The organism is Actinoplanes aureus (assembly GCF_015704865.1).
Taxonomy (GTDB): Bacteria; Actinomycetota; Actinomycetes; order Mycobacteriales; family Micromonosporaceae; genus Actinoplanes; species Actinoplanes aureus.
The window spans coordinates 356633-382661 of record NZ_JADQTO010000007.1; the positions used below are offsets into that span (position 1 = coordinate 356633).

Sequence of the window (26029 nt, forward strand, 5' to 3'; positions counted from 1 at the left end):
AGCGCCGACCCTAGACCGTGGCCCGCGGGTCCCAGTCGATGACCGGCCGCCCACCGTCCGCCAGGGCCTTGTTGGCCGCGCTGAACGGCCGGCTCCCGAGGAACCCGGCCCGGTTCAGCGGGCTCGGGTGTCCCGCCTCCAGCACGACGTGCGCCGGGTTGGTGACCAGCGCCGCCTTCTTCCGCGCGTAGCTGCCCCACAGCAGGAACACGATCCGCTCCTCGCGCTCGTTCAGCGCCCGGATGGTGGCGTCGGTGAACGCCTCCCAGCCCTTGCCACCGTGCGAGCCGGCCTTGCCCGCACGCACGGTCAGCACCGCGTTGAGCAGCAGCACGCCCTGCCGCGCCCAGCCGGTCAGGTCGCCGCTCACCGGCTTGGCGATGTTGACGTCCTCGGCGAGCTCCTTGAACACATTGCCCAGCGACGGCGGCTTACGGACGCCGTCACGCACGCTGAAGCTCAGCCCGTGCGCCTGCCCCGGCCCGTGGTACGGGTCCTGGCCGAGGATCAGCACCCGAGTCTGCGCCGGAAGGCACAACCGGTACGCCGCGAACAGGTCCTCCACCGGCGGATAGATCGTCTGGCTCGCGTACTCCGCGGCGACGAACTCGCCGAGCGCGGCCGTCGCGCTCTCGTCGAGGTGGGTGCTCAGCTCGGCGCGCCACTCGGCCGGCAGCAGCTCGGTCAGGTTCACATCATCTCCAGTCGGTGTGCCCAGTCGCCGCCGTGCGGCACGAGGTCGATCACACGGGTGTCGTCGTCCAGCCGGTCCATGCGGACCTGCAGGTACACATCGTTGAGCTGCTCCACCAGACCGGCGCCCCACTCGACGACGGTCACCGCGTCCTCGGCGGAGGCGTCCAGGTCCAAGTCGTCGATCTCGGCGCGCGGGTCCGGGCGCTCCCCCAACCGGTACGCGTCCGCGTGCACCAGCGGCACCGGACCGCGGTGCACCCGGGCGATCACGAAGGTCGGCGACGTGATCGGCCCCTGCACACCCAGCCCGGCACCGATGCCCTGCACCAGGGCGGTCTTGCCGGCGCCGAGCGGACCGGTGAGCAGCACCAGATCGCCGGCCCGGAGCACGCCGGCCAGCCGCCGGCCGAACTCACGGGTGTCGTCGACGGTCCTCAGCTTCACGAGATCTTCTCCAGGAAGGGGATCAGAGCGGCGTTGACCTGCTCGGCTTTCTCCAGCATCACCACGTGACCGCTGTTCTCCACCTTCAACAGCTCGGCCTCGGGCAGGTGCTTGAGGATCTCCTCGGAGTGGGTGACCGGGGTCAGGTAGTCGCGATCGCCCACCACGACCAGCACCGGCACCCCGCGCAGTGCCGACAGCGCCGGGATGCGGTTGTGGGTGTAGAGGGTCTGCAGGTATTTCGTGAGGGTCTCCACCGACGTCCGGGAGTTCATGCTCTCCACGAAGGTGACCAACGACGCACTGGGCTTGGCCTCACCGAACCCGTACCTCCGGGTGAGCAGCCAGGCCAGGTCGGACGACGCCACCCGGGCCCGGTCGATGGTGCCGCCGCCGAGCTGGGCCGCCTTGTCCCAGAGCGGGAAGAACGGCGCGCTGACCCGGGCCACCACGGTGGTCAGGCCGAGCCGGGCCTTGTCGAAGAGCCCGGCCGAGGTGGACATCAGCACCACGCCGGTCACCCGGTTGCCGAACCACTCCGGGTACTGCTCGGCGAAGGCCATGATGGTCATCCCGCCCATCGAGTGGCCGACCAGGATGATGTGCCCGTCAGGGACGGTCGCCTCCAGCACCGCGGCGAGCGACCGGCCCAGTGCCGCGATGTCGTAGGTGCCCGACTGCAATTTGCCGGAGCGACCGTGTCCCGGCTGGTCGTAGAAGACCAGCCGCTGCTCGGCCCGCTCGGCGAGCGCTTTGCGCTGGAAGTAGAAGGTGCCCATGTCCAGGGCGAAGCCGTGCACGAAGACGATGGTGGGCCGATCGCTCGGTGCCGCCGGCTCGACGATCTCGACGTGCAGGTCGGTGCCGTCCGCCTCGGTGACCGTCAGCTCCCGGTCGAAGGGCTGGTCGCCGAACGGCTCCTCGACATAGGGATCGCCGGGTGCCTTGACCGACTTGCGCACCAGCGCCCGCTCGACAGCGAACGCCGTGGCCAGACCGGCCGCGGCGACACCGACCGCGGCCCCGAAGATGCCCGCCCGTTTGGCGGCACGCGATCGTTTCACGCGAGCTCCCCGTCGTAGTGCCGGGGCACCCGGCTGCTTCCGAACCGTGTGACGATCTCGTAGTTGATCGTCCCGGTGGCGGCGGCCCAGTCGTCGGCGGTCGGCTCACCGTCGGTGCCCGGTCCGAACAGGGTGGCGACATCGCCGGCCATCACCGGCTCGTCGCCGACGTCGACCACCACCTGGTCCATGCAGACCCGGCCGGCGATGCGGGCCACCGTGCCGCCGATCCGCACCGGTCCCGTGCTGGACGCGTGCCGGGGCACCCCGTCGCCGTAGCCGAGCGGGATCACGGCCAGCGTGGTCTCGCGGGTGGTGACGTAGGTGAGCCCGTAGGAGACGCCCTGCCCGGCCGGGACCCGTTTGGTGAGCATGACCCGTGCGCGGGCGGTCATCGCCGGCCGCAGGCCGAAGGTCTCCCCGGCGACGGGCGACAACCCGTACGCCGCGATGCCGACGCGGACCAGGTCGAAGTGGGCGTCGGGGCGGATCAGCGTGGCGGCCGAGTTGGCGAGGTGCCGATAGCGCGGCCGGATCTCGTATCGCTCGGCGAGCGCGAGGCCCTCGGTGAACGCGGCCAGCTGCCGGTCCACCGACTCGTGCCCCGGCTCATCGGCGCAGGCGAAGTGGCTCCACACCCCGACCACCTCGACGTCCCCACCGGCCTGCGCCTTGGCCGCGGTCTCCAGCAAGGCCGGCCACTCGTCCCGGGCGGCGCCACCACGGGCCAGGCCGGTGTCGAGCTTGAGGTGCACCCGGGCCGGCCGCCCGGCCCGGCGCCCGGCGGTGACCAGCTCGTCCACCAGCGCCGGGGTGGCCGCGCTCAGGTCGACACCGGCGGTGACAGCGGTGTGCAGGGGCAGCCCCGGGCTGAGCAGCCAGGCCAGCACCGGCGCGTCGATGCCGGCCCGGCGCAGGGTCAGCGCCTCGTCGAGGGTGGCCACGCCGAGCCAGGTGGCACCACCGGCGAGCGCCGCCCGGGCCGACGGCACCATGCCATGCCCATATCCGTCCGCCTTGACCGCCACCAGCACCTCGGCCGAGGTGCGGGCACGCAGGTTGGCGACGTTGTCCCGGATGGCGTCCAGATCGACGCGGACTTCGGCCTGCCACATGCCTTCCACCCTACTGAGGCGTATGACAATCCCGGTCCGGCCCGGTCACCCCAGCAGATCGGCCAGCACCGGCCGCAGCGCGGACGCCACGTCCGGGGCGGTCACCGGCCCGTCCAGGGCCGCCCGCCGCCCGGCCAGGCCGTGCACGTACGCCGCCATCACGGCCGCACGCACGGGCGGCAGACCGGCGGCGAGCAGCGATCCCAGCAGGCCGGCCAGCACATCGCCGGTGCCGGCGGTGGCCAGCGCCGGGGTCCCGGTCGGGTTCGCCCAGATCTCGCCGCCCGGAGTGGCCACGATCGTCCGGTCGCCCTTGAGCAGCACCACCGCATTGGTCCACGCGGCCAGCCGGGCCGCCGCACCGGCCCGGTCGGCGCCCGGCGCCTCGCCGGCGAGCCGCTTGAACTCGCCGTCGTGCGGGGTGAGCACCAGCGGGGCGTCCCGGCGCAGGTCCTCGGCGTGCTCGCCGCCGACCAGCAGGGTGATGGCGTCCGCGTCGAGCAGCACCGGCAGCGAGGTGGCGAGGACACTGCGCAACTCGGTACGCGCGTCGTCGCCGGTGCCCAGCCCGGAACCGCAGACCCAGGCCTGCACCCGGCCCGCCTCGGCGACCCGGGAGGCGACCACCACGGACGGGTGCGCGCGGACCACCTCCCGGTGGGCGCTCCCCGCGTAGCGGACCATCCCGGCCGGGCCGGCCAGCGCACCGGAACTGGAGAGCAGGGCGGCCCCGGGATAACCGGCCGAGCCGGTCGCCAGACCGACCACGCCCCGGGTGTACTTGTCCGAGGTCGCTCCGGGGCGGGGCCACCACGCGGCCAGGTCCGCCGCCTCGGGTACGCGTACCGCGGGGTCGGTGACCAGCACCGGCTCGAGACCGATGTCGACGAGATCGACGAGACCGCAGCGGACCGCGGCCGGGCCCACCACGTGCGCCGGCTTGAGGCAGCCGAACGTCACCGTGACGTCGGCGGTCACCGCCTCACCGGGGACGTCTCCGGTGTCCACCGCCACCCCGCTCGGCACGTCGACGGCGACGACGAGCGCGCGTTCGCCCGTACGCCCGCGAAGTTCCGGCAGGGCACGCACGATGGCCGCGGCCGGCGCTCGCAGGCCGCCGCTCGCCCCGATGCCGACGATCCCGTCCAGTACCAGGTCGGATCGCACCGGCAGGTCGCGTGTGGTGAAGCCGCCGGCCGCGCGCAGCGCGGCCAGGCCGGCCAGATGAACCCGCTCCGGGGTGAGCAGCAGCGCACGCACCTGGGCGCCGCGCCGGGCCAGTGCGGCTCCGGCGTAGAGCGTGTCGCCTCCGTTGTCGCCGCTGCCGACCAGCAGCAGCACCTGGGCGCCGTAGACCCCGCCGCTCTGGTCCAGCAGCAGCGCGCAGCGCCGGGCCAGGCCCGCGGCGGCCCGCTGCATCAGCGTCCCGTCCGGGAGCTGGGACATCAGCGTCTTCTCGGCCGCCCGTACATCCGCGACCCGCCACGCCCGCCGCATGCTGCTCTCCGTTTCGCTCAGGCCTCGGCGACCACCATCGCGGAGGCGATGCCGCCGTCGTGTGACAGCGACAGGTGCCATCGGTTGATACCCAGCTGGGTCGCCGCCGCGGCGACCGTACCGGAAACGGTCAACCACGGCCGTCCGTCCGGATCGGTGACGATCTCGCAGTCGTGCCAGCGCAGGCCGACCGGGGCGCCGAGTGCCTTGGCGACGGCCTCCTTGGCCGCGAACCGGCCGGCGAGCGACTCCGCCGAGCGCGGGTTCCCCGAGCCGGTGAGCCGCTCGGCCTCGGTGAACAGACGGTCCCCGAGCAGCGGCGTCCGGTCCAGAGCCCGGGCGAAGCGTTCCACCAGGACGACATCAATGCCGACAGACACGATCACACCGGTCACCCTAACCGGGGCCCGGGCAACTTTCCCAAGGTCAACCCCCGGCCCTAACAGCTCGGCCGAGGCCCCCGCAACGCCTGTGGACGCCTCCCGCCCGCAGCCGGGACCGGCCGTCCACAGCCCCGCCACGGCGCCCGTCCGGCCCTCTAACTTCGGCGCATCCCGTCGTCTCCTGGAGGCAGCCGATGAACCCTGATTTCGAGGCCGACACCGACGCCATGCGCCGTGCCGCCGCGGCGCTGGACAGCACCGCGGATCGAGTGCGCGGTGCGGCCGGCGCCGCGCCCGTTCCCGACCCCACTCCGCGCTGGGCTACCACCGGCGCCTCCGATCTCGCGACGACCGCCGCCCGGCAGCTGGTGGACCGGCTCGCCGGCGACGTCGAGGCGACTGCCCGCGGGGTTCGCGAGGTCGCCGAGGCCTACGAGGAGGCCGACGCCCGCGCTGCCGCCCGGCTGCGGCCGACCCGATGAGCGCCGTCTACGCACGACTCAGAGTCACCGATCCAGCCCGCTGGCGGGCCGTCGCGCTGGCCTGGCGCCGGTGGGCCGCCCTCGCCGGGGCGCTGCGCGCCGAGTTCGGGCCGGCCGTCGCACGGTTGCGCGAGATCTGGTCCGGTGGGGCCGCGGATGCCGCGGTCACCCGGCTCGACGGGTTCCGGCGGCGGCTGGCTCTCTTCCGGCTGTTCTGCTGGCGGGCCGACCAGGCGCTCAGCGAGTTCGCCGCGGCGGTCGGCCGGGCCCGGGCCTTGCTCGACCAGGCCCGCAGCATGGCCGACCAGGCCGGCCTGATCATCGACGATCGGGGCGAGGTGCACCGCCCCGCCGGCTCCACCGCTGACGCACGGGCGGTCGCGGCCGACCTCGCGGCCGCGATCGCGATCGCCGAGCAAGCCGACGAAACAGCCGCGGCCAGGTTGCACGGCCTCAGCGACCAGGCCACGCCACCGGACGATCCGGTACGCCCGGACTGCACCGCCACCCCGGCCGAGATAACGCGCTGGTGGGCCGCACTGACCCCGGCGGAACGAAACTGGGTGCTCGCCACCGAGCCCGGATCGGTGGCGTCCACCGACGGGATCCCGGCTGCCGACCGCGACCTGGCCAACCGGTTGCTGTTGGAGCAGCACCGAGCCGACCTGGACCGGGACCGGAGCCACGAACTGGCCGAGCTGAGCGCCCGGCTGGACGACGGCACCGGGCCACGGGCATACCTGCTGGGACTGGACACCGCGGCAGACGGGCGGGCCGTGGTCGCACTCGGCGACCCGGACCGAGCCGGCCACGTGCTCACCCACGTGCCGGGCATGACCTCCGACCTGGCCTCGCTCGGCGGCGAGCTGACCCGGGCCGAGCGAGTCGCGGTTCGCACCGCCGAGCTGGACCCGGCCGAGTCGCCGAGCGCGGTGCTGTGGCTGGACTACGACGCGCCGGACTTCCTGCACGAGGCCTTCTCGGACCGCCAGGCCCGGGACGGCGCCACCGAGCTCCGCCGGTTCCAGGACGGGCTGCGGGCGACCCACGACGGTCCACGATCGGAGCAGACCGTGCTCGGGCACAGCTACGGCTCGCTGGTCGTCGGCGAGGCGGCCGCCGGTCCCCTCGACGCGGACCGGGTCGTCTTCGTCGGGTCGCCCGGCGTCGGCGCCGACTCGGCCGCCGAGCTGACCGTGCCGGCCGACCGGGTGTGGTCGTCGACCTCGCTCACCGACCCGATCCAGTACCTGGCGGTCCGGCCCTGGGCGGGCGAGCTGTGGTTCGGGGAGAACCCGAGTGAGCCCGGCTTCGGCGCCCGGGTCTTCCGGAGCCAGGCGGACGCCGGGCACCTCGGCTACTGGGACGAAGGGCGGCCGGCGCTCGACGCGCTGGCCGCCCTCACCCTCGGCGAAGAGCCGGTTACTCGACGGTGACCGACTTGGCCAGGTTCCGCGGCTGGTCCACGTCGTGCCCGCGGGCCGCCGCGATCTCGCACGCCAGGATCTGCAGCGGGACCGTGGTCATCAGCGGGGCGAGCAGGGTGGGCGTGTGCGGCACCGAGATCAGGTGGTCGGCGTACGCGCGAACGTCCTCGTCACCCTCCTCCGCGATCACGATGGTGCGGGCGCCACGGGCACGCACCTCCTGGATGTTGGAGACCACCTTGTCCCGGATGACACCGCGACCGGCCGGCGACGGCACCACGCAGACCACCGGGGTGCCCTCGTCGATCAGCGCGATCGGGCCGTGCTTGAGCTCACCGGCGGCGAAGCCCTCGGCGTGCATGTACGCCAGCTCCTTGAGCTTCAGCGCGCCTTCCAGGGCCACCGGGAAGCCGACGTGCCGGCCGATGAACAGGACCGTCGACGCGGTCTTCAGGTCCCGGGCCAGCGCCCGGACGTCCTCCATGCCGTTGAGCAGCTCACGCAGGTTGTCCGGGGTCCGGCGCAGGCGCGACACCACGGCGGCGACCTCGTCGGCGTACATGACGCCGCGGATCTGGGCCAGGTGCAGGCCGATCAGGTAACAGGCGACGAGCTGGGTGAGGAACGCCTTGGTGGAGGCGACCGCGATCTCCGGGCCGCCGTGGGTGTAGAGGACGGCGTCCGACTCACGCGGGATGGTCGAGCCGTTGGTGTTGCAGATCGCCAGCACCCGGGCCTTCTGCTCCTTGGCGTGCCGCAGCGCCATCAGGGTGTCCATGGTCTCGCCGGACTGGCTGATCGCGATCACCAGCGTGGACCGGTCCAGGATCGGGTCCCGGTAACGGAACTCGCTGGCCAGCTCCACCTCGCACGGGATGCGCACCCAGTGCTCGATCGCGTACTTGGCGACCATGGCGGCGTTGTAGGAGGTGCCGCAGGCGACGATGAAGACCTTGTCGACGTCGCGCAGGTCCTGGTCGGTGAGGCGGACCTCGTCCAGGATGATCTCGCCACGCTCGGAGAGCCGGCCGAGCAGCGTGTCCGCGATGGCCTGCGGCTGCTCGGCGATCTCCTTGAGCATGAAGTAGTCGTAGCCACCCTTCTCGGCGGCCGAGGCGTCCCAGTCGATGTGGAAGTCGGTGCCGGTGGCCGGAGCGCCGTCGAAGTCGGTGATCTCGATGCCGGCCGGGGTGATCAGCACGACCTGGTCCTGGCCCAGCTCGATCGCCTCACGGGTGTGCTCGATGAACGCCGAGACGTCGCTTGCCAGGAAGTTCTCCCCGTCGCCGCGGCCCACGACCAGCGGCGAGTTGCGCCGGGCGGCGACCACCGCGCCGGGCACCTCGACGTCGACCGCCAGCAGGGTGAAAGCGCCCTCCAGCCGGCGGACCGTGCGGCGCATGCCCTCGGCGAGCAGTGCCGGGCCGCTCTCGGCGCCGGACTCGCGCAGCGAGCGCATCTCGGCGGCGAGCAGGTGGGCCGCGCACTCGGTGTCGGTGTCGCTGCGGAACTCGATGCCGGACGCCTCGAGCTCGGCACGCAGCTTCGCGAAGTTCTCGATGATGCCGTTGTGGATCACCGCGACCCGGCCGTCGGCCGAGAGGTGCGGGTGGGCGTTGCGGTCGGTCGGGCCGCCGTGGGTGGCCCACCGGGTGTGCCCGATGCCGGCCACACCGGCCGCGATGCCGTCGCCGGAGCGCTCGGCGAGCGCCTTCTCCAGGTTGGCGAGCTTCCCGGCCCGCTTCTCGGTCTGGACGACGTCGCCGTCGAGGATGGCGACACCCGCGGAGTCATACCCGCGGTACTCGAGTCGCCGGAGCCCATCGAGAACGATGCTCAACGCCGGACGATTGCCTACGTAACCCACGATCCCACACATGCCGGGCAGCGTAGCTGACTTTCGCTCAATCGTCATGCTCGAGAAGTGCTCTTTCAAGCATGGCATGTGATCGGAACGATAGCTCATGCCCGCTTGACCCGTACGGGTGGGTGACTGTCGATGTGCGGTCCTGGCGTACCGTCGGCTACGGCGCCCCACCCCGGAGGAAAGATGAGCGAGCCGCACCAGCCACCCCGGCCGCCGGAGTTCACACCCGGGCAGGCCACTCCGCCGCCCTACGAGCCGGTGCCCGAATACCCGCCGACCTCGCAGTTTCCCCCGGTCAACTATGCCCCGCCGGGCTACACGCCGGACTACGGTCAGCCGCCTCCGCCGCCCGGCTACGGCGGGCACCCGCCGACCGGATACCTGCCACCGGCCTACCCGGATCACCCCGGCTCCAGCGCGCCGCCGCCTCCACGGAAGAGCAACAAGCCGCTGATCGCGGTCATCGTCGCCGTCTCCCTGCTGCTCTGCGGCGGCGTGATCACGTCCGGCGTGCTGCTGGTGCAACGGGCCACCCAGGAGGTCCAGGAGGCCACGGACGACGCGCGCGACGCGGTGGACCCCTACCTGAACCCGTCGCTGCCCACGGACTTTCCTACTCTTCCGACCGACCTGCCCGCTGTGCCCGGTCTAGGGGAGGGCGCGGAAATCACCGTGACGTACGAGGTGACCGGGGACGGACCGGCGAACATCATCTACACCGAACAGCTCGGAACCACACCCAAGGTGGTCGAGAACGTCGACCTTCCGTGGAAGGTCACCACCGAGATGAAGGGCGCCTCGTTCGTCTCGGTCACCGCGTCGCGTACCACCGGCGACGCCGGCTCCATCTCCTGCACCGCCACGGTCGACAAGGAGGAGGTGGCCACCCAGAAAGCCGAGGGCGGCTGGGCCACCACCACCTGCAACAAGCTGGTCTTCAAATAGGAGGAGCACGGTGACCGACCCTCTGGTGGAGCGGATGCGACCGTTCGGCACCACGATCTTCACCGAGATGTCGGCGCTCGCCGTGCGTACCGGGGCGGTCAATCTCGGCCAGGGATTCCCGGACACGGACGGCCCGGCCGAGATGCTCGCCGCAGCCGCCGAGGCGCTGGCGTCCGGCGCCAACCAGTACCCGCCGCTCGCCGGCATTCCCGCGCTGCGCACCGCGATCGCGGCGCACGAGCAGCGATTCTGGGGACTGGGCCGGGATCCGGACGCCGAGGTTGCGGTGACCGCAGGCGCCACCGAGGCGATCGCCGCCACGATCCTGGCCCTCTGTGAGGCCGGCGACGAGGTGGTCTGCTTCGAGCCGTACTACGACTCCTATGCGGCCTCGATCACGCTGGCCGGGGCGGTCCGCCGCCCGGTAACGCTGCGTCCCGGCCCCACCGGGCGGTACGAGTTCGACGAGGGCGAACTGCGGGCGGCGTTCGGCCCGCGTACCCGGCTGGTGCTTCTGAACACCCCGCACAACCCGACCGGCAAGGTGTTCACCCGCGCCGAGTTGACCCTGATCGCCGAGCTCTGCCAGCAGCACGACGCGTACGCCGTCACCGACGAGGTGTACGAGCACCTGGTCTTCTCCGACGCCGCCGAAACGCACATCCCGCTGGCGGGCCTACCCGGCATGCGGGAACGCACGCTGCGCATCTCCTCCGCGGGCAAGACCTTCTCCTGCACCGGCTGGAAGGTCGGCTGGGCCACCGGACCGGCCCGCCTGGTGTCCGCGATGCTGCGGGTCAAACAGTTCCTGACCTTCGTGAACGCGTCGCCGCTGCAGCCGGCGGTGGCCGTGGCACTGGGCCTGCCGGACTCCTACTTCACCGGTTTCACGGCCGGTCTCCAGGAGCGCCGGGACCGGCTCGTGTCCGGGCTGACCGACGCCGGTCTGACCGTCCTGCCGTCCGAGGGCACCTACTTCGTGACCGTCGACATCCGGCCGCTCGGCGGCACGGACGGCATCGAGTTCTGCCGGTGGCTACCGGAGCGCTGCGGCGTCGTGGCGGTGCCGACCCAGGTCTTCTACGACCATCAGGACGCGGGCCGGCACCTCATCCGATTCGCCTTCTGCAAGCGCGCCGAGGTGATCGACGAGGCAGTGCGGCGACTCAAGACGCTGAACTGATCAGGCCGGGCTCGCCGCCCGGACCTCGGCGGCGATCCGCTCGGCCACGCCGCGCGCCTGCTCCTCGGTGGCGGCCTCGACCATCACGCGGACCAGCGGCTCGGTGCCCGACGGGCGCAGCAGCACCCGGCCGGTCTCGCCCAGCTCGTTCTCGGCCAGGGCGACCGCGGCCTGCACGGTCGGTGCGGCCGCACCGGCGTCCCGGTCGCCGACCCGCACGTTGATCAGGACCTGCGGCAGCTTGTGCACCACGGCGGCCAGGTCGGCCAGCGACTTGCCGCTCGCCGCCACCTGCGCCATCAGGTGCAGGCCGGTCAGCACGCCGTCGCCGGTGGTGGCGAAGGCCGGCATCACGATGTGCCCGCTCTGCTCGCCGCCGAGGGCCAGCCCGTCGTTCTGCAGCTCCTCCAGCACGTACCGGTCGCCGACCTTGGTCTCGATCAGCCGGACGCCGGCCTGCTTCATCGCGATCCGCAGCCCGAGGTTGCTCATCACCGTGGCGACAAGCGTGTCGTCGGTGAGCGTGCCGGCGTCGCGCATGGCCAGTGCCAGGATCGCCATGATCTGGTCGCCGTCGACGACCTCGCCGGCGGCGGTGACCGCCAGGCAGCGGTCGGCGTCACCGTCGTGAGCGAGACCGAGGTCGGCACCCTCACGCAGGACGGCGTCGCGCACCTTGTCGAGGTGCGTGGAGCCGCACTCCTCATTGATGTTGAGCCCGTCCGGCTCGGCGTGGATCGCGATGACCTCGGCGCCGGCCTCCCGGTACGCGATCGGCCCGGCCTCGCTGGCCGCCCCGTTCGCGCAGTCCACGACGACCTTGATCCCCTCCAGGCGGTGCGGGATCGAGTCGACCAGATGCTTGATGTAGTGCTCCGCACCGTCCAGCAGGTCGTGCACGCGGCCGATCCCGGCGCCGGTCGGACGGCCGATCAGCCCGTGCCCGTCCTCGACGGCCCGCTCGATCCGCTCCTCCAGCTCGTCGGGCAGCTTCGTGCCACCCGCGGCGAAGAGCTTGATGCCGTTGTCCGGCATGGGGTTGTGCGAGGCGGAGAGCATCACGCCGAGGTCGGCGTTGGTCTGCCCGACGAGGTACGCGACCGCCGGCGTGGGCAGCACACCCACCCGCACGACGTTGGCCCCGGCACTGGTCAGCCCCGCGACGACCGCGGCCTCCAGCATCTCGCCGCTGGCCCGGGGGTCACGCCCCACGATGGCGAGCGGCTGGTGGCTGCTGTCGGCCTCGACCAGGACCCGCGCGGCCGCGACCGCGACCTGCAGGGCCAGTTCGGGAGTGAGCAGTTCGCCGTTCGCGAGGCCGCGAACGCCGTCAGTGCCGAAGAGTCGCCCCATGGCGGCTTCCTTTCGCCGGAACGGCTAGGTGGGAGGGAGGAAAACGGCGACGGCCGAGCACGCCCCCGGAACTTGGAGGTGCACTCGACCGTCGGTCAGAAGCGGCGCAAAAATCAGCGCTTCGAGTACTGCGGAGCCTTACGGGCCTTCTTGAGACCGTACTTCTTGCTCTCCTTGACCCGGGCGTCACGGGTCAGGAAGCCGGCCTTCTTCAGGGCGGGGCGGTCGTCCGGCTCGTGCGAGATGAGCGCCCGGGCGATGCCGAGGCGCAGCGCACCGGCCTGGCCGGTGATGCCGCCGCCACGCAGGTTGGCGACCACGTCGAACTGCTCGGCGCGCTCGGCGGTGACGAGCGGCTCACGGATGAGCTGCTGGTGCACCTTGCTCGGGAAGTAGTTCTCGAGGTCGCGCCCGTTGCAGGTGATCTTGCCGGTGCCGGGGATGAGGCGCACCCGGACGATGGCCTCCTTGCGGCGGCCGACGGTCTGAACGGGACGGTCACCGGGACGCGGGGCGCGGACCGGGGCCGGCGCGGGCGCCTCGACGACGACAACCGTCTCAGCGGGCTCCTCGACAGTCTCGACGGTCTCGACGACCTCGGGCTCGACGATGTCGGTCATGCTGCTGCCTTCTCCCGCGCTCACTGCGCGATCTGCTTGATTTCGAACGGCTGCGGCTGCTGAGCGGCGTGCGGGTGCTCGGCGCCCGGGTACACCTTCAGCTTCTTGATGATCTGCCGCGCAAGCTTGTTGTGCGGGAGCATGCCCTTGACGGCCAGCTCGATCGCCTTCTCGGGGCGCTTGGACAGCAGCTCCTCGTAGCCGACCTGCTTGAGACCGCCCGGGTAGCCCGAGTGGCGGTAGGCGACCTTGGTCTGCCGCTTGTTGCCGGTCAGAGCGACCTTGCCCGCGTTGATGATCACCACGAAGTCGCCGGTGTCGACGTGCGGGGCGAACGTCGGCTTGTGCTTGCCACGCAGAAGGGTGGCGGTGTGGGTGGCCAGCCGACCCAGAACGACGTCAGAAGCGTCGATAATGTGCCACTGACGCTCGATCTCACCCGGCTTCGGGCTGTACGTACGCACAGAATTACCTTGTCTCGTCGTCGGTCTGGGGGCGCGCGCTGGTCGCATCGAGCGTCGCCCCGAGGGGAGTGCTCGCAGCTGTCGCACAACAGCAGGCAACAATACCCGGCCGCGCGGCGCGTGGTCAAAACAGCTCGGTCTAGGGCGGGACCCCAAACACCGCCAGCATACTCCGCGCTCGAGACACGCCCGAGGCGGGTCGGACAAGTCACTCTCGATGGCTCTTAGCAGGCTCGAAACAAAAGGGACGCCCGGCCGAAATTCACCCCCGGCACGCTTCGGTGCATGTCCAACGGTGCGAACGTTACAGCGACGCGGCCCGGGATTAGCCGATGCCGCCCCCGCTGGCGCACCATGGAGAGACCACCGTCAGGGTTGAGGACGGACCTGACGGTGTCCGCCGGACCGGCTCGCCGGTTCGGTGAGGAGGAGTCGCGGCGTGCCCCGGACGGAGGCACGGCGAAGAACGCAGGCGTGACGTGGGAGCGGGTCGACGCCGAGGACGGCGGGCTTCGAGCGTGCCCTTCGGTGGACCGTTCGGCCACGCCGCGACTTCTCGGCCCGGGGATCGGATGACGGACCGGACCCGGGGTGCGCGCCGGGCCGTGCTGTCCGAGGCCGCCCTGGCGGAACCGGCGGCCGCCCTCTCCGGCTACACCATCGGCGTGACCGCCGACCGCCGCAAGGACGAGCTGGCCACCCTGCTCGAGGCGCGTGGCGCACGGGTGGTGCTGGCTCCGGCACTTCGCATCGTTCCGATCTCCGACGACGCCGAGCTGCGTGCCGCCACCCGCGGCTGCATCGACACTCCGCCCGACATCGTGCTGGCCAACACCGGCATCGGCATGCGCGGCTGGCTGGAGGCGGCCGAGGGCTGGGGGCTGGGGGAACCGCTGCGGGCGGTGCTGTCCCGCGCGTACCTGATCGCCCGCGGTCCGAAGGCCCGGGCCGCGGTCCGCACCGCGGGCCTGCACGATCACTGGTCACCCGAGGGCGAGGGATACGAGGAGGTCGTCGAACACCTGACCGCCCGCGGTGTCGCCGGCCTCACCGTGGCGATGCAGCTGCACGGAGAGAGCCAGCCGGAGTACTCCGAGGCGCTCCAGATCGCCGGCGCCCGGGTGATCGAGGTCCCGGTCTACCGCTGGGCGCCTCCGACCGATCCGGCGCCGCTGCACCGGCTCGTCGATCTGATCATCGGCAAGCTGGTGGACGCGGTGACGTTCACCTCAGCGGCCGCCGTCCAGGCCGTACTGCGCGCCGCCGGCACGGGCACCGACGCGCTTCTCGACGCCCTCCGCAGCGACGTGCTCGCGGCCTGTGTGGGTCCGGTCACCGCGGCGCCGTTGCGCCGCTACGACGTACCGGTCTCCATGCCCAGCCGGGCCCGGCTCAGCGCGCTGGTCCGCACCCTCGTGGACGAGCTGCCCAAACGCGCCGTCACCCTGCAGGTCTCCGGCCACTCGATCACCCTGCGCGGCCATGCCGCGATCGTCGACGGCGAGCTGCGCCCGCTGGCGCCGGCTCCGATGGCGGTGCTGCGAGCCCTCGCCGGATCACCGGGCCGGGTCCTCTCCCGCGCCGCACTGCTCCAGGCCCTCCCCCGCGGCGCCGACGAGCACGCCGTCGAGATGGCGGTGGCCCGGCTGCGCGCCGGCCTGGCGCTACCTGGCGTCGTGCAAACGGTGGTCAAACGCGGCTACCGCATACCTACCTGAAAACCAATTTTCGGTACGCGTCACACCAGTCCCGCCAAGCCGCGCGACCACCAGCCCGCTCACCGCCCCACCGCGCCCGCCGGGCCCATGCACAACGCCGGCCGGCCTCAGCCGACCGGGGTCGGGTGGCCCTTCTCGTGCTCGGCCACCAACGTCGCCATCGCGTGCTCGACCACACCGATCAGGACCGCCTTCACCGAATCGCGGTGCCGCGCGTCGCACATCATCAGCGGCACCCGGGCCGGGATGGCGAGCGCCTCGCGGACCTCCTCCGGCTCGTAGCGTGGTGCGCTGTCGAAGCAGTTCACCGCCACCAGATATGGCAGGTGCCGGTTCTCGAAGTAGTCCAGCGGGGCGAACGCGTCGGTGAGCCGCCGGGTGTCGACGAGCACCGCCGCACCGACCGCGCCCCGGATGAGCTCGTCCCACATGAACCAGAAGCGAGTCTGTCCTGGCGTGCCGAACAGATACAGGATCAGGTCGTCGGCCATGGTGATCCGGCCGAAGTCCATCGCGACCGTGGTGCTGCCCTTGCCCGGCACCTTCGACGAGTCGTCGATTCCGGCACCGGCCGCGGTCATCACAGCCTCGGTCGTCAGCGGTTCGATCTCGGAGACCGCACCGACAAGCGTCGTCTTGCCCACACCGAAGCCGCCGGCAACGACGATCTTCGCGGAGGTGATCTCCATGGGATGCGTCCCCGTACGCATCCCGACCGGTTCAGAGCTTGCGAAGTCCACTCAACACCCTTCCCAGCAGATCCATCCGCTCCGTGAAACCCGTCCGGGGAGCGGCACTGTGCAGCTGTAACAGCCCATCGGCGACCATGTCGGCGACGAGCACCCGAGTCACCCCCAGCGGTAATCGGGTGAGTGCCGCGAGTTCGGCGAGCGATTGGGGCTTCGGCTCACACAGCACGGCGATGCGGTACTTGTCGTGTCCGGCGAACCGTGCTTCCTGCACGGCGGCCGAACTGGCGATCAGAACCGCCTCGATCGGGATGTCTCTGATCGGTTCGGTCCGGCCGCGCGTGACCGCGTACGGCCGCACCAGGTTGCCCCGGGGATCATGCGGCTCTGTCATGTCGCGGTCACCTCGTCTCCGCCGGGGTTTGGGCCCCGGCGCCTAGTGGCTGACGGCCTCGCGTGCCGCCGGCGACAACGCCGCGCCGACGCGTTCCACCAGCAGCGCCATCTCGTAGCCGACCTGGCCGACGTCGCAACTGCGCGCCGCCAGCACGGCCATCGAGGAACCGTCGCTGATGGACATCAGGAAAAGATAGCCGCTGTCCATTTCGATGATGGTCTGTTGCACCTTTCCCGCGCTGAACATCCGTGACGCGCCGTCGGTGAGACTGACCACGCCGGAGGTGATGGCGGCGAGCTGGTCCGCACGGTCGCCTGGCAGATCCCGGGACGAGGCCAGCAGGATGCCGTCCGCCGAGACCGCGATGACATGCGCGATTCCGGCGACGCTGTCGGCGAAGTTGCTGAGCAGCCAGCCCATGTCATGCATGGTGGGGGGCCTGGTCACTGTTCGCTCTCCTTAGGAAACCGTGGTGCCGCGGCGGCGGTATCGGCAACGCCGTCCGTCCGCCCCCGTTGCACCCCTCGGTGGTACGCGGACAGCAGTCCGCGCACCTCGTCAGGGCTGCGACGGTTCTGCGCCCGCTGCGGCGACTGCACCCCGCCGGGTACGAGTTGCGCCTGCGGGACCCGCTTCGGTAGCCCGGATCGTGTGATTCCGCCGTCCCGGGGCGCGGCCGCGGCCATCGCCCGGTTCCAGCCTTCGTCAGCCGCCGTCCGCCAGCGATCCTCATTGGAGGTACGTGGCTTCGGCACTCCATTGTGCTCGCCGGCCGCCGGAGCCGGCGCCGGGGGCGGAGGCGGAGCTGGGGAGCGCTGCGCGACCGGTGGACTCGACGCCGGCACGGCGGACACCGACACGGCCGGAGCCCGATCGGGCGGCGGCGCGTAACCCGCCGTCGGCATGCCCCACTGATCGGCCGGAGTGTCTCCGCCCTCGAACCAGCTGTGCTGCATCTCCACCTGAATCGGTACGGCCTGCGGCGGCACCTCCGGCAGCGACGGCAGCGCGGCCATCGCCGCTCCCCAGCCCGGCGCCGTGACTCCGGCCGGTGTCTCCACCGGCATCGGGCTCCGGGTCGGCAACGGCGTCTCGACCGGGCTCGGGCTCCGAGCCGCCAGCGGCGCCCGGTCCGGCGTCTCCACCGGCTTCGGGCTCCGGCTCGGCAGCGGCGGCCGATCCGGCGTCGGGCGGAGGTCCAGATCGGCCGGCGGAGCGACCGGTTGCAGCAGCGGGCGGATCGGCGGTCGTGCCGGAGCCTCTGCCGGCGCGGACCGGATCGGCGGCCGTGGCTCCGGAATCCGCGGTGCGCCGGTGGCGATCTGCGGCGGCGGTCCCGGCCGGGTCCAGCTCGCCGCCCGTACCGGCGCGGGCGGGGCACCCGGCATGACCACGATGTCGGCCGGGATCCGCACCTCGGCGATGGTGCCGCCGTCGTACCCCGGCCGCAGCTCGACGCCGATACCGTGCCGGGCGGCGAGGCGCGCGATCACCGCGAAGCCCATCAGCCGGAACGCCGAGACGTCCACCTGGGCAGGCTCGGCGAGCCGCCGGTTGATCAGCTCCATCTGGTCGGCGGAGATGCCGAGTCCGCGGTCCTCCACCTGGACCATCGCGTGGTCACCGGAGCGACCTCCGTGCGCGACCACCACGGTGTTCGGCGGGGAGAACCGGGTGGCGTTGTCGAGCAGCTCGGCGATCAGGCGGACCACGTCGTTGACGGCGGCCGCGGCGACCAGGACGTCGGTGTCGGCCGTGCCGAACTCGATCCGGTGGTAGAGCTCCACCTCCGACTGCGCGGCCCGGAGCGCGTCGATCAGCAGCGCGTCCTCCCGCCGCGGTGCGCCCACCTCGGCACCGGCCAGGACCAGCAGGTTCTCGTCGTTACGGCGCATCCGGGTGGCCAGGTGATCGAGTTCGAAGAGGCGGGCCAGCCGCTTCGGGTCCTCCTCCAGGCGCTCGATCTGGTCGAGTTCGCCGATCATCCGGTCGACCAGGGACTGACTGCGCCGGGCCAGGCTCAGGAACATCGTCGACACGCTCGTACGCAACGCGGCCTGCTCGGCCGCGACCCGGATCGCCTCCCGGTGCACCATGTTGAACGCCTCGGCGACCTGGCCGAACTCGTCGGATTCGGTGACCGGGATCGGGTCCCGGGTCTGCGCGACGATCCGGTCGACACCGCCGTCGCCGAGGTTCTCGGCGTCCTGCAGCCGGTGCACGGCGTCGGGCAGGTCGCGGTTGGCCACCGCGAGGGCACCCTCGCGCAGCCGCCGGACCGACAGGTGCAGCGATCGGCCCAGGTAGAACGCCATGGCAAGGGCCGCGATCAGGATCAGCAGCACCACCACGAACTCCAGCGTGGCGCGCTGGGAGCTGCTCGTGCTGCCGTCCTCCGCGGCGGTCACCGCCTGCGCTTCGAGTTGCCGCTCCACACCGCGGAACAGCTCGATGACGTCCGTGAAGAGGGCGGTGATGTCGGCCGGCGAGGCGGCGGCCGGTCCGGTGAGCCGGGCCACGAGGCCGTCAGCCTCGGTCAGCGTCTCGTCGCCGAAGGCCGAGTCGACCAGGGCGACCTGCTGGGGACGGGCGATCGAACGGAAGTCGGTGAGCGCGTCCGCCCGGACCGCCTGCAGGGCGATCAGGGCCCGCTGCCGTTCAGCGCCGGCGTCGCCGGTCACCCGTGCCACGTACGTCTCCGCCGCCTGCTCCGCCGCGGCCGCCTCGGCCTTGGTGAACGCGGCGACCGCGCGCAGGTGGTCCGCCACGTCGCCGGGCTCGGCGATCTGACTCAACGTCGCCTCGTACCCGCCCAGGCCGGCGAGGGTCTTGCTGTACCGCTCGGCGACGTCCGTCGCGGCGAGGCCGTTCCGCTCGTTGATGCCGGCGCGGGTCTCGGCCAGCGCGGTCAGTTCCCGATCGATCCCGGCCAGCCGGTCGTCGACCCGGGACGGCACCTCGGTGATCTCCGCCCGGCTGGTACGGAAGACCCGCACCTGCGCGTCCACCGACTTGACCGCCTCCCGGAACCCGGTGGCCGCCGTGTCCGGTGACCCCAGGTACGCCAGCGCCGCCATCCGCTCGTCGTGCACCAACCGGGTCAGGTTGGACAGGTCGGATCCCAGCTCGGCGAGGTCGGCGACCTGGCCCGCGTCACTCGCCCGCTCACCGACGTCGACCAGCCGTACGGCGGCCAGCCCGACCACCGCGGCCAGGGGCAGGAACAACAGGCCGGCCAGCTTGGCACGGATCCGCGCGTCCCGTAGGCGCGGGAAGCCACCACGTCGCGCAGCCAGGGTCGAGGATCCCGTGCTCACGACATCTCCTTCACGGTCAGCCGGCTCGCCGGAGGCTGCGGTCCGGCCCCGTCCAGTGCCCGCAGCAAAGCCCGCGCCGTTTTCGGCACGGCGGCGATTTCACCAGAACGCCGGTGCGTTTGGGAAGCCTGGATCCTCCCGGAAACACCATCGCTGTCCAGGTGATAACCACGCGCGGGCGCTGATCTCGACAGCACCCCCGAGGTTGACGTGCGCGAATGCGTCACCCGCAACCGTCCGTGATGTCGCGGTTACCGAACACCATCACGATTCCAACCACTATGTGAGACTTCCGTCTCGCTACCTCGGCTTTCAAGGGGTCTCACGTTCGCAAGGATTGCCCGGAGACGACGGACTCGCTGTCCGTGCCGCTTAGTGTCCACTGCGGACAGTCGCCCTGGCAAATGTTCCGTACGTCGCCCACAAATCACTCTGCGTATCGAGAATTCGAGATCGCGACTTTAGGCTGTCTTAAGAACGGGGTACCGGACTGGCGCGTCGCGCCGGACATTCCGTACCGTGCCCGGCATGGCATTTCGGAGCTGGGTGAAGCTGTTGGCCACGACTTCCATCGCGGCAGCGGTGGTGGGAGCGGGTCAGCTCGGCATCGCCTACGGCCTCGGCATGGTGCGACTCGACCAGGACCTCGACGTCACACTCCGTGATCAATGGACGTCACAGCTCGCCTGGGTCGCCTGGATCACGATGACCGCCGCCGCCGTCGCCGCGATCATCGGCACCGGTTTCCGGCCCAGGTGGCGCCCGCAACCGGTCGGCCCCGGCGGAGCCCTCGCGATGGGTCTCGCCGCCGGTCTCGGCGCGCTGGCGGTGCTACCGCTCACCATGCAACCGGCCCGGTCCGCCCAGGTCGACGGCGTCCAGCCGGTGCTGGTGATCGGGATCTGCGCCGGCCTCGGCGCCGCGGCGGGCATCTTCGTCGCCTGGGCCGCCGCGGCGAAGGCGGTGGCCCGGTGGAACCTGGCCACGCTGACCGTACTGATCTGGGTCGTCGCGCTCGTCTCGGTGGCGCCGTCCCTGCTGCCCGGTCGCACGCCCACCGCGGTACGCCTCGGCGTGCTCGACGGCAGCCTGATCCCGCCGGCGATCGCCGAGCGCACCCCGTTCCTCACCATGCCGGTCCTCGCCCTGCTCGCCGGCCTGGTGCTCGGCTGGATCGCCCGCGGCCGGCAGATGTCCACGCTCGCCGTCGCCCTCACCGGGCTGGCCGGTCCGGCCGTGCTGACGGTCGCCTACCTGATCGCCGGCCCCGGCTCGGCGACCGGGCTCAGCCTCACCCCGTACTGGGCGGCGATGACCGCGAGCGGCGCCGGCGTGCTCGGCTCGGTCCTCGCCGCGATCCTGCGCGGTGCCCCCGAGGGCAAGCCCGCCGAGCAGCCGGGCAAGCCCGGCGACGCCCCGTCCGGCTCGACACCCGAGCCCACCGCCGGCCGCCCGCCGCTGCCCCAGCGGAAGAACGTGCCGACGAAGTCGGCGATCGCCGCGGTCGCCGCGGCGGCGGCGAAGCGTCCGGACGCTCAGCTCCGCCCCTCCGACACCGGCGTCTTCGCCGCGCCGGACCGGCCGCACCCGCTGGCGGACCTGGCCAACAGCACGCCGGCCAACGCGGCCACCTCACCGTTCACCACCGGCACCGGTACGCCGTTCGGCCAGGCCGCCCCGGTGAACCAGCCCTCGGCCGGGACCGTCTATCCCGCGTCCCAGTCCTCCCCGGAGGCTGCCGAACCGCGCTTCTCCGGCCAGCAGAACCGGAGTAGTGGACCGGTGGCGAGCCTGCGCCGCGGTTGGCGTACCCGCCGCCCCGACCCGGAGCCCACGCCGGCCGCGCCGACGCCCGCCGCGCCCACCCCGTCGTTCGACGGGTTCGCCGCCGCCCAGCCCGGCCCCCGCACCGGCATCGACACCGCCGAACACCCCCGGGCTACCGCGCCCACGCAGCGCACGCCGCTGGTCCCCGACGCGATCATCCCGCCGGCCGCACCGAAGACCGGCCGGGACTCCGAATACGTCAACTGGGTGAACGGCCTGGGCAGCAACTGAAGACTCGCTGAACGCCGGTGGAATGACCGGACCGGGAGGTACCGCGCAGCCGCACGGCCGATGACGATGATCGATGTCCGGGTCTTCCCCCTCGATGGCATCGGAGTCCGATCATGCTGTCCCGAATCGGCCGGCTTCTCTCCGGCTTGGCCCTGGTATTCGCCCTCTCCGGCACCGCGCTGGTCGCCCCAGCGGTGGTGGCGCCCACGCACACCGACGCGGCACAGGCCGCCGTCCACAACAGCTGCACCATCAGCCGTTGTGCCGCGGCCCGCACCGCCTACAACGGCTGGGCCTCGCTCGGCTGGCCGACCAGCGCCGGTTGGTACGCCTGGCCGTACGGCAACTACAACTACACCGGCGGCCGTTTCTACAACCGCGAGGGTCAGCTGCCGTCGGCCACCTACGGCGAGTACGACGTCTACTCCCGCAATCGGGGCGCGGCCCGCGACGCGTACCGGATCGTGGTCAATCGCAGCACCCGGGTCGCCTACTTCACGCCTGATCACTACGTGACCTTCTACCGGCTCTGAGGAACGCGGCGGCCGTCGACAGACGGCCGCCGCGCCATCAGGACAGCGTGATCAGGCGCTCGGCGTCACCGGCAGGTAGACCCGCCCGCCCGCGTCCACGAACTCGGAAGACTTGGCCTTCATCCCCGCCGCCCGCAGTTCATGGCTGATCTTCATGGAGCAGAACTTCGGCCCGCACATCGAGCAGAAGTGCGCCGTCTTGGCCGGCGCCGCCGGCAGCGTCTCATCGTGGTACGACCGCGCGGTCTCCGGGTCGAGCGCCAGCTCGAACTGGTCCTCCCAGCGGAAGTCGAACCGCGCCCGCGACAGCGCGTCGTCCCACTCCTGTGCGCCCGGGTGCCCCTTGGCCAGGTCGGCCGCGTGCGCCGCGATCTTGTACGCGATCATCCCGGCCTTGACGTCCTCCTTGTTCGGCAGGCCGAGATGCTCCTTCGGCGTCACGTAGCAGAGCATCGCCGTGCCGAACCAGCCGATCATCGCCGCCCCGATCGCCGACGTGATGTGGTCGTAGGCCGGCGCGATGTCGGTGGCCAGCGGCCCCAGGGTGTAGAACGGCGCACCGCCGCACAGCTCGACCTGGAGATCCACGTTCTCCTTGATCTTGTGCATCGGGACGTGCCCCGGCCCTTCGACCATGACCTGAACGTCGTACTCCCACGCGATGTGTGTCAGCTCACCCAACGTACGCAGCTCGGCGAACTGCGCCTCGTCGTTGGCGTCCGCGATCGAACCCGGCCGCAGCCCGTCACCGAGCGAGAACGTGATGTCGTACTCCCGGAAGATCTCGCACAGCTCCCGGAAGTGGGTGTAGAGGAAGTTCTCCCGGTGCTCGGCAAGACACCAGGCCGCCATGATCGACCCACCGCGCGAGACGATCCCGGTGACCCGCTCGGCAGCGAGCGGGACATAGGCGAGCAGCACCCCGGCGTGGATCGTCATGTAGTCGACGCCCTGCTCGGCCTGTTCGATGACGGTCTCCCGGAACAGCTCCCAGGTCAGCTTGAGCGGGTCACCGTTGACCTTCTCCAGGGCCTGGTAGATCGGCACCGTTCCGATCGGCACCGGCGAGTTCCGGACGATCGCCTCCCGGGTCTCGTGGATCCGCGGACCGGTCGACAGGTCCATCACGGTGTCCGCACCCCATCGGGTCGCCCAGGTCAGCTTCTCCACCTCTTCGGCGACCGACGAGGTGACCGCCGACGTGCCGATGTTCGCGTTGACCTTCACCAGGAACTTCGACCCGATAATCATCGGCTCGGACTCCGGGTGGTTCACGTTGGCCGGCAGCACGGCCCGCCCCGCCGCGATCTCGTCGCGGACGAGCGAGGCGGGGACGCCCTCCCGGGCGGCGACGAACTCCATCTCGGGGGTGATGATCCCGGCCCGCGCCGAGGCGAGCTGGGTCCGCCCGGTCCGCCACGGTTTCCGGATCTCCGGTAGCCCGACCGAGGGATCGCTGCCGGGACCGGACGTGTCGTAGAGCCGCACCGGCGGGTTGTCGCCGGTCAGCACCACCTCGGTGAACGGCACCCGGATGTCCGGACGGGGTCCTTCCACGTAGACCTTGCGCCTCACGATACCTCCCCAAACTAGGATAAAACCGGCGACGAACGGCCGCGAAGAACCGCCCCGCCGGGGCTCAGAAGGTCAGGCGGACCAGCCGAAGTGGTCCAGCGGACCGGGCCCCTGCCCCAACTTCCAGGTGCTGCCGCCGCGCAGCCCGCGCCGGACGTAGTCCTTGGCCGCGGCGACCGCCGCCGGCACCGGATCGCCCGCGGCCAGGCGTACCGCGATCGCCGACGAGAACGTGCAGCCGGAACCGTGGTTGTTCACCGTCGGTACCGGCTCGCCCGGCAGCAGAGTGGTCTCTCCGTCGAGATGCAGAACATCGAGCGCCAGCTCACTCCCGGTCACCACGACCGCGCGCGGCCCCAGCGCCGCGAGCTCGGCTGCCGCCGAGATCATTTCCTCGGCCGTCTCGACCGGCCTGCCCAGGAGGGCGCCGGCTTCATGCCGGTTCGGTGTCAAGACGCAGGGGTACGCGCTGAGCACGCCAACCACCGCGACCTCTCCGAGACGGCTCCCGGCGGTGGCCACCAGAACCGGGTCGACGACCAGGTTGGGCAGCGCGTCCGCCCGCTCGGCGATCACCTTCGCCACGTCCGGATCCGAGATCATCCCGATCTTCACGGCCGCCACCGGCAGGTCGGACAGCACCGCGTCGAGCTGCGCCGCCACGATCTCGGCCGGCACCGGATGGATCGCGGTCACACCGAGCGTGTTCTGCGCCGTGATCGCGGTGATCACCGAGGTCCCGAAGGCGCCCAGCGCCGCGAACGTCTTCAGATCCGCCTGGATCCCGGCACCACCACCGGAATCCGACCCCGCGATCGTCAACACCACCGGCGGATTCATCGCACACTCCCCTCCACTCGCACCCGGGCCGGTTGCGGATCAGCCGAACGATCGGCCCGGCCACCGGCGAACGCGGCCGCCAGCTCCCGCGCCATTCCCTCCGGATCCGCGGCTCGCATCACCGCACCCATCACCGCGATCCCGGCGGCGCCGGCACCCGCACACGAGGCGGCTCGCGATGCCGAGTCGACGCCGCCGAGGGCGAGCCAGGGCACGGGCGCGCGCGTCTCGGCGGCCCCCGTGACCCCGAGAGCCGGCCCGTACCCCGGCTTGGAACTGGTCGGGAAGATCGGCGACAACGTCACGTAGTCCACTCCCGACACCTCCTCGACGCCGTGCCACGAACGCCCCACCAGCGGGATCCCGGCCGGCAGCGGATCGGCGGCGGCGAGGTGCACGGCGGTGCCGCCCAGCGGATCGGGTCCGGCCACGATCAGCCGCCCCGGCGGAAGGAGTGACCTCAGCCGCTGGGCGAGGGCGGCGCGTTCCGCGTACGGAAGATCGCGCTCTCGCAGAATGATCCATGCGGCGCCGCCGCGAACCGCCTGCTGGACCACCTCGTCCAGTGGCCCGGCGGCGGACCGCCGATCGGTGAGCACGACGAGCCCGGCCGGCGTCACCACACCGGGATCCCTTCGTCCGGTGTGGACGCCATGGCGTGGAAGCGGCGCGGGATGCGCCCCGCGGCGCGGGCCAGTCGGCCGGCGGCCACCGCGTGCCGCATCGCGGCGGCCATCGCCGCCGGGTCCTCGGCCCGGGTGATCGCGCTGGCGATCAGCACCGCGTCACAGCCGAGTTCCATGGCGAGCGCCGCGTCCGAGGCGGTACCGATGCCGGCGTCGAGGACCACCGGTACGTCCACGTTCTGCCGGATCAGCTCGATGTGGTGCGGGTTGGAGATGCCCAGCCCGGACCCGATCGGCGAGCCGGCCGGCATCACCGCGGCGCATCCCGCGTCGGCCAGGCGGCGGGCCAGGATCGGGTCGTCCGTCGTGTACGGCAGGACCGTGAACCCGTCCGCCACCAGCATCTCCGCGGCCCGCAGCAGCTCCACGCCGTCCGGCAGCAGGGTCCGCTCGTCGCCGATCACCTCGAGCTTGATCAGGTCGGTCTCGAACGCCTCCCGGGCCATCAACGCGGTCTTCACCGCGTCCCCGGCCGTGTAGCAGCCCGCGGTGTTCGGCAGCACCCGTACGCCGAGCCGCTCCAGCATCGGCAGCAGCCCCGGTCCGGCCGCCTCGACCCGCCGCAACGCCACCGTGACCAGCGTCGTCTCGGACGCCCGGATGGCCTCCTCCAGAGCGGCGAGGCTGTTCGCGCCGCCGGTCCCGAGGATCAGGCCGTTCTCCGGCAGGAACATCG

General features: G+C 71.8%; 25 protein-coding genes. 7 read left to right on the top strand and 18 right to left on the bottom strand.

Annotated elements, in window-relative coordinates:
• Window positions 1-10 precede the first annotated feature (10 nt).
• The 6 genes from ung to I4J89_RS17800 are packed head-to-tail and all read right to left on the bottom strand — an operon-like array spanning window position 11 to window position 5202.
• A complete protein-coding gene (ung, locus tag I4J89_RS17775) occupies window positions 11-694 on the bottom strand; it encodes a uracil-DNA glycosylase (protein WP_196415090.1) in 684 nt (227 codons plus the stop codon).
• The gene (gene tsaE / locus I4J89_RS17780) at window positions 691-1140 is read right to left on the bottom strand and encodes a tRNA (adenosine(37)-N6)-threonylcarbamoyltransferase complex ATPase subunit type 1 TsaE (protein ID WP_196415091.1); all 450 of its coding nucleotides are present in this window, start codon (window positions 1138-1140) and stop codon (window positions 691-693) included. Before tsaE ends, ung begins: the two co-directional genes overlap by 4 nt.
• Window positions 1137-2204, bottom strand: coding sequence for an alpha/beta fold hydrolase (locus I4J89_RS17785; RefSeq protein ID WP_196415092.1), 1068 nt, complete (start codon window positions 2202-2204; stop codon window positions 1137-1139). Before I4J89_RS17785 ends, tsaE begins: the two co-directional genes overlap by 4 nt.
• Entirely contained in the window at window positions 2201-3319 is a 1119-nt protein-coding gene (alr, locus tag I4J89_RS17790) for an alanine racemase (RefSeq protein ID WP_196415093.1), read from the bottom strand. Before alr ends, I4J89_RS17785 begins: the two co-directional genes overlap by 4 nt.
• Window positions 3320-3364: 45 nt before the next feature.
• A complete protein-coding gene (locus I4J89_RS17795; RefSeq protein WP_196415094.1) occupies window positions 3365-4816 on the bottom strand; it encodes an NAD(P)H-hydrate dehydratase in 1452 nt (483 codons plus the stop codon).
• Window positions 4817-4833: 17 nt separating this feature from the next.
• Complete coding sequence (locus tag I4J89_RS17800; RefSeq protein WP_196415095.1) at window positions 4834-5202, bottom strand: holo-ACP synthase; 369 nt, start codon at window positions 5200-5202, stop codon at window positions 4834-4836.
• A 191-nt stretch (window positions 5203-5393) separates the two neighbouring features.
• On the opposite strand from I4J89_RS17800, the gene I4J89_RS17805 reads away from it, so the two are divergent.
• Together I4J89_RS17805 and I4J89_RS17810 are read left to right on the top strand one after the other, a co-directional pair.
• The gene (locus I4J89_RS17805; RefSeq protein WP_196415096.1) at window positions 5394-5681 is read left to right on the top strand and encodes a type VII secretion target; all 288 of its coding nucleotides are present in this window, start codon (window positions 5394-5396) and stop codon (window positions 5679-5681) included.
• Window positions 5678-7117 carry an alpha/beta hydrolase gene (locus I4J89_RS17810; protein WP_196415097.1) on the top strand — a complete coding sequence of 480 codons (1440 nt, stop codon included), beginning with the start codon at window positions 5678-5680 and terminating at the stop codon, window positions 7115-7117. Before I4J89_RS17805 ends, I4J89_RS17810 begins: the two co-directional genes overlap by 4 nt.
• On the opposite strand, the gene glmS is transcribed toward I4J89_RS17810, so the two are convergent.
• Window positions 7104-8948 carry a glutamine--fructose-6-phosphate transaminase (isomerizing) gene (gene glmS / locus I4J89_RS17815; protein ID WP_230859066.1) on the bottom strand — a complete coding sequence of 615 codons (1845 nt, stop codon included), beginning with the start codon at window positions 8946-8948 and terminating at the stop codon, window positions 7104-7106. The two genes, I4J89_RS17810 and glmS, sit on opposite strands and share 14 nt — an antisense overlap.
• A gap of 210 nt (window positions 8949-9158) precedes the next feature.
• On the opposite strand from glmS, the gene I4J89_RS17820 reads away from it, so the two are divergent.
• Together I4J89_RS17820 and I4J89_RS17825 are read left to right on the top strand one after the other, a co-directional pair.
• Window positions 9159-9920, top strand: a complete 762-nt coding sequence (locus tag I4J89_RS17820; RefSeq protein ID WP_196415099.1) for an MmpS family transport accessory protein — start codon at window positions 9159-9161, stop codon at window positions 9918-9920.
• A gap of 10 nt (window positions 9921-9930) precedes the next feature.
• Window positions 9931-11103, top strand: coding sequence for a pyridoxal phosphate-dependent aminotransferase (locus tag I4J89_RS17825; RefSeq protein ID WP_196415100.1), 1173 nt, complete (start codon window positions 9931-9933; stop codon window positions 11101-11103).
• Here I4J89_RS17825 and glmM read toward each other — a convergent pair whose 3' ends face one another.
• The 3 genes from glmM to rplM all read right to left on the bottom strand — a co-directional run bounded on the left by glmM (window position 11104) and on the right by rplM (window position 13540).
• Window positions 11104-12456 carry a phosphoglucosamine mutase gene (gene glmM, locus I4J89_RS17830; RefSeq protein ID WP_196415101.1) on the bottom strand — a complete coding sequence of 451 codons (1353 nt, stop codon included), beginning with the start codon at window positions 12454-12456 and terminating at the stop codon, window positions 11104-11106.
• Between the two features lie 113 nt (window positions 12457-12569).
• Window positions 12570-13076: a 30S ribosomal protein S9 gene (gene rpsI / locus I4J89_RS17835; protein WP_196415102.1), complete on the bottom strand. Its 507-nt coding sequence runs from the start codon at window positions 13074-13076 to the stop codon at window positions 12570-12572.
• A gap of 20 nt (window positions 13077-13096) precedes the next feature.
• Window positions 13097-13540, bottom strand: a complete 444-nt coding sequence (rplM, locus tag I4J89_RS17840) for a 50S ribosomal protein L13 (protein ID WP_122976267.1) — start codon at window positions 13538-13540, stop codon at window positions 13097-13099.
• A gap of 572 nt (window positions 13541-14112) precedes the next feature.
• Between rplM and I4J89_RS17845 the strand changes: the two genes are divergently transcribed.
• Window positions 14113-15258 (top strand): uroporphyrinogen-III synthase, encoded by a 1146-nt coding sequence (locus I4J89_RS17845; RefSeq protein ID WP_196415103.1) that lies wholly within the window; start codon window positions 14113-14115, stop codon window positions 15256-15258.
• Between the two features lie 107 nt (window positions 15259-15365).
• Here I4J89_RS17845 and I4J89_RS17850 read toward each other — a convergent pair whose 3' ends face one another.
• Genes I4J89_RS17850 through I4J89_RS17865 form a run of 4 tightly spaced genes read right to left on the bottom strand, consistent with a single transcriptional unit; the run spans window position 15366 to window position 19661 of the window.
• Entirely contained in the window at window positions 15366-15968 is a 603-nt protein-coding gene (locus tag I4J89_RS17850; protein WP_196415104.1) for a GTP-binding protein, read from the bottom strand.
• Between the two features lie 10 nt (window positions 15969-15978).
• Entirely contained in the window at window positions 15979-16341 is a 363-nt protein-coding gene (locus I4J89_RS17855; protein WP_196415105.1) for a DUF742 domain-containing protein, read from the bottom strand.
• A 42-nt stretch (window positions 16342-16383) separates the two neighbouring features.
• Window positions 16384-16791, bottom strand: a complete 408-nt coding sequence (locus I4J89_RS17860) for a roadblock/LC7 domain-containing protein (RefSeq protein ID WP_196415106.1) — start codon at window positions 16789-16791, stop codon at window positions 16384-16386.
• The gene (locus tag I4J89_RS17865) at window positions 16788-19661 is read right to left on the bottom strand and encodes a sensor histidine kinase (protein WP_196415107.1); all 2874 of its coding nucleotides are present in this window, start codon (window positions 19659-19661) and stop codon (window positions 16788-16790) included. The genes I4J89_RS17860 and I4J89_RS17865 overlap by 4 nt, the downstream gene beginning before the upstream one ends.
• 528 nt (window positions 19662-20189) lie before the next feature.
• On the opposite strand from I4J89_RS17865, the gene I4J89_RS17870 reads away from it, so the two are divergent.
• Together I4J89_RS17870 and I4J89_RS17875 are read left to right on the top strand one after the other, a co-directional pair.
• On the top strand, window positions 20190-21719 hold the full coding sequence (locus I4J89_RS17870; RefSeq protein WP_196415108.1) for a hypothetical protein: 1530 nt from the start codon (window positions 20190-20192) through the stop codon (window positions 21717-21719).
• Window positions 21720-21832: 113 nt separating this feature from the next.
• Complete coding sequence (locus I4J89_RS17875; protein ID WP_196415109.1) at window positions 21833-22252, top strand: ribonuclease domain-containing protein; 420 nt, start codon at window positions 21833-21835, stop codon at window positions 22250-22252.
• 51 nt (window positions 22253-22303) lie between these two features.
• On the opposite strand, the gene thiC is transcribed toward I4J89_RS17875, so the two are convergent.
• From thiC to I4J89_RS17895, 4 genes are all read right to left on the bottom strand, one after another.
• Window positions 22304-23827: a phosphomethylpyrimidine synthase ThiC gene (gene thiC, locus I4J89_RS17880; RefSeq protein WP_196415110.1), complete on the bottom strand. Its 1524-nt coding sequence runs from the start codon at window positions 23825-23827 to the stop codon at window positions 22304-22306.
• Window positions 23828-23899: 72 nt separating this feature from the next.
• Window positions 23900-24667 carry a bifunctional hydroxymethylpyrimidine kinase/phosphomethylpyrimidine kinase gene (thiD, locus tag I4J89_RS17885; protein WP_196415111.1) on the bottom strand — a complete coding sequence of 256 codons (768 nt, stop codon included), beginning with the start codon at window positions 24665-24667 and terminating at the stop codon, window positions 23900-23902.
• Window positions 24664-25290 carry a thiamine phosphate synthase gene (locus tag I4J89_RS17890; protein ID WP_196415112.1) on the bottom strand — a complete coding sequence of 209 codons (627 nt, stop codon included), beginning with the start codon at window positions 25288-25290 and terminating at the stop codon, window positions 24664-24666. The genes thiD and I4J89_RS17890 overlap by 4 nt, the downstream gene beginning before the upstream one ends.
• The gene (locus tag I4J89_RS17895; protein WP_196415113.1) at window positions 25284-26027 is read right to left on the bottom strand and encodes a thiazole synthase; all 744 of its coding nucleotides are present in this window, start codon (window positions 26025-26027) and stop codon (window positions 25284-25286) included. Before I4J89_RS17895 ends, I4J89_RS17890 begins: the two co-directional genes overlap by 7 nt.
• Window positions 26028-26029: the final 2 nt, after the last annotated feature.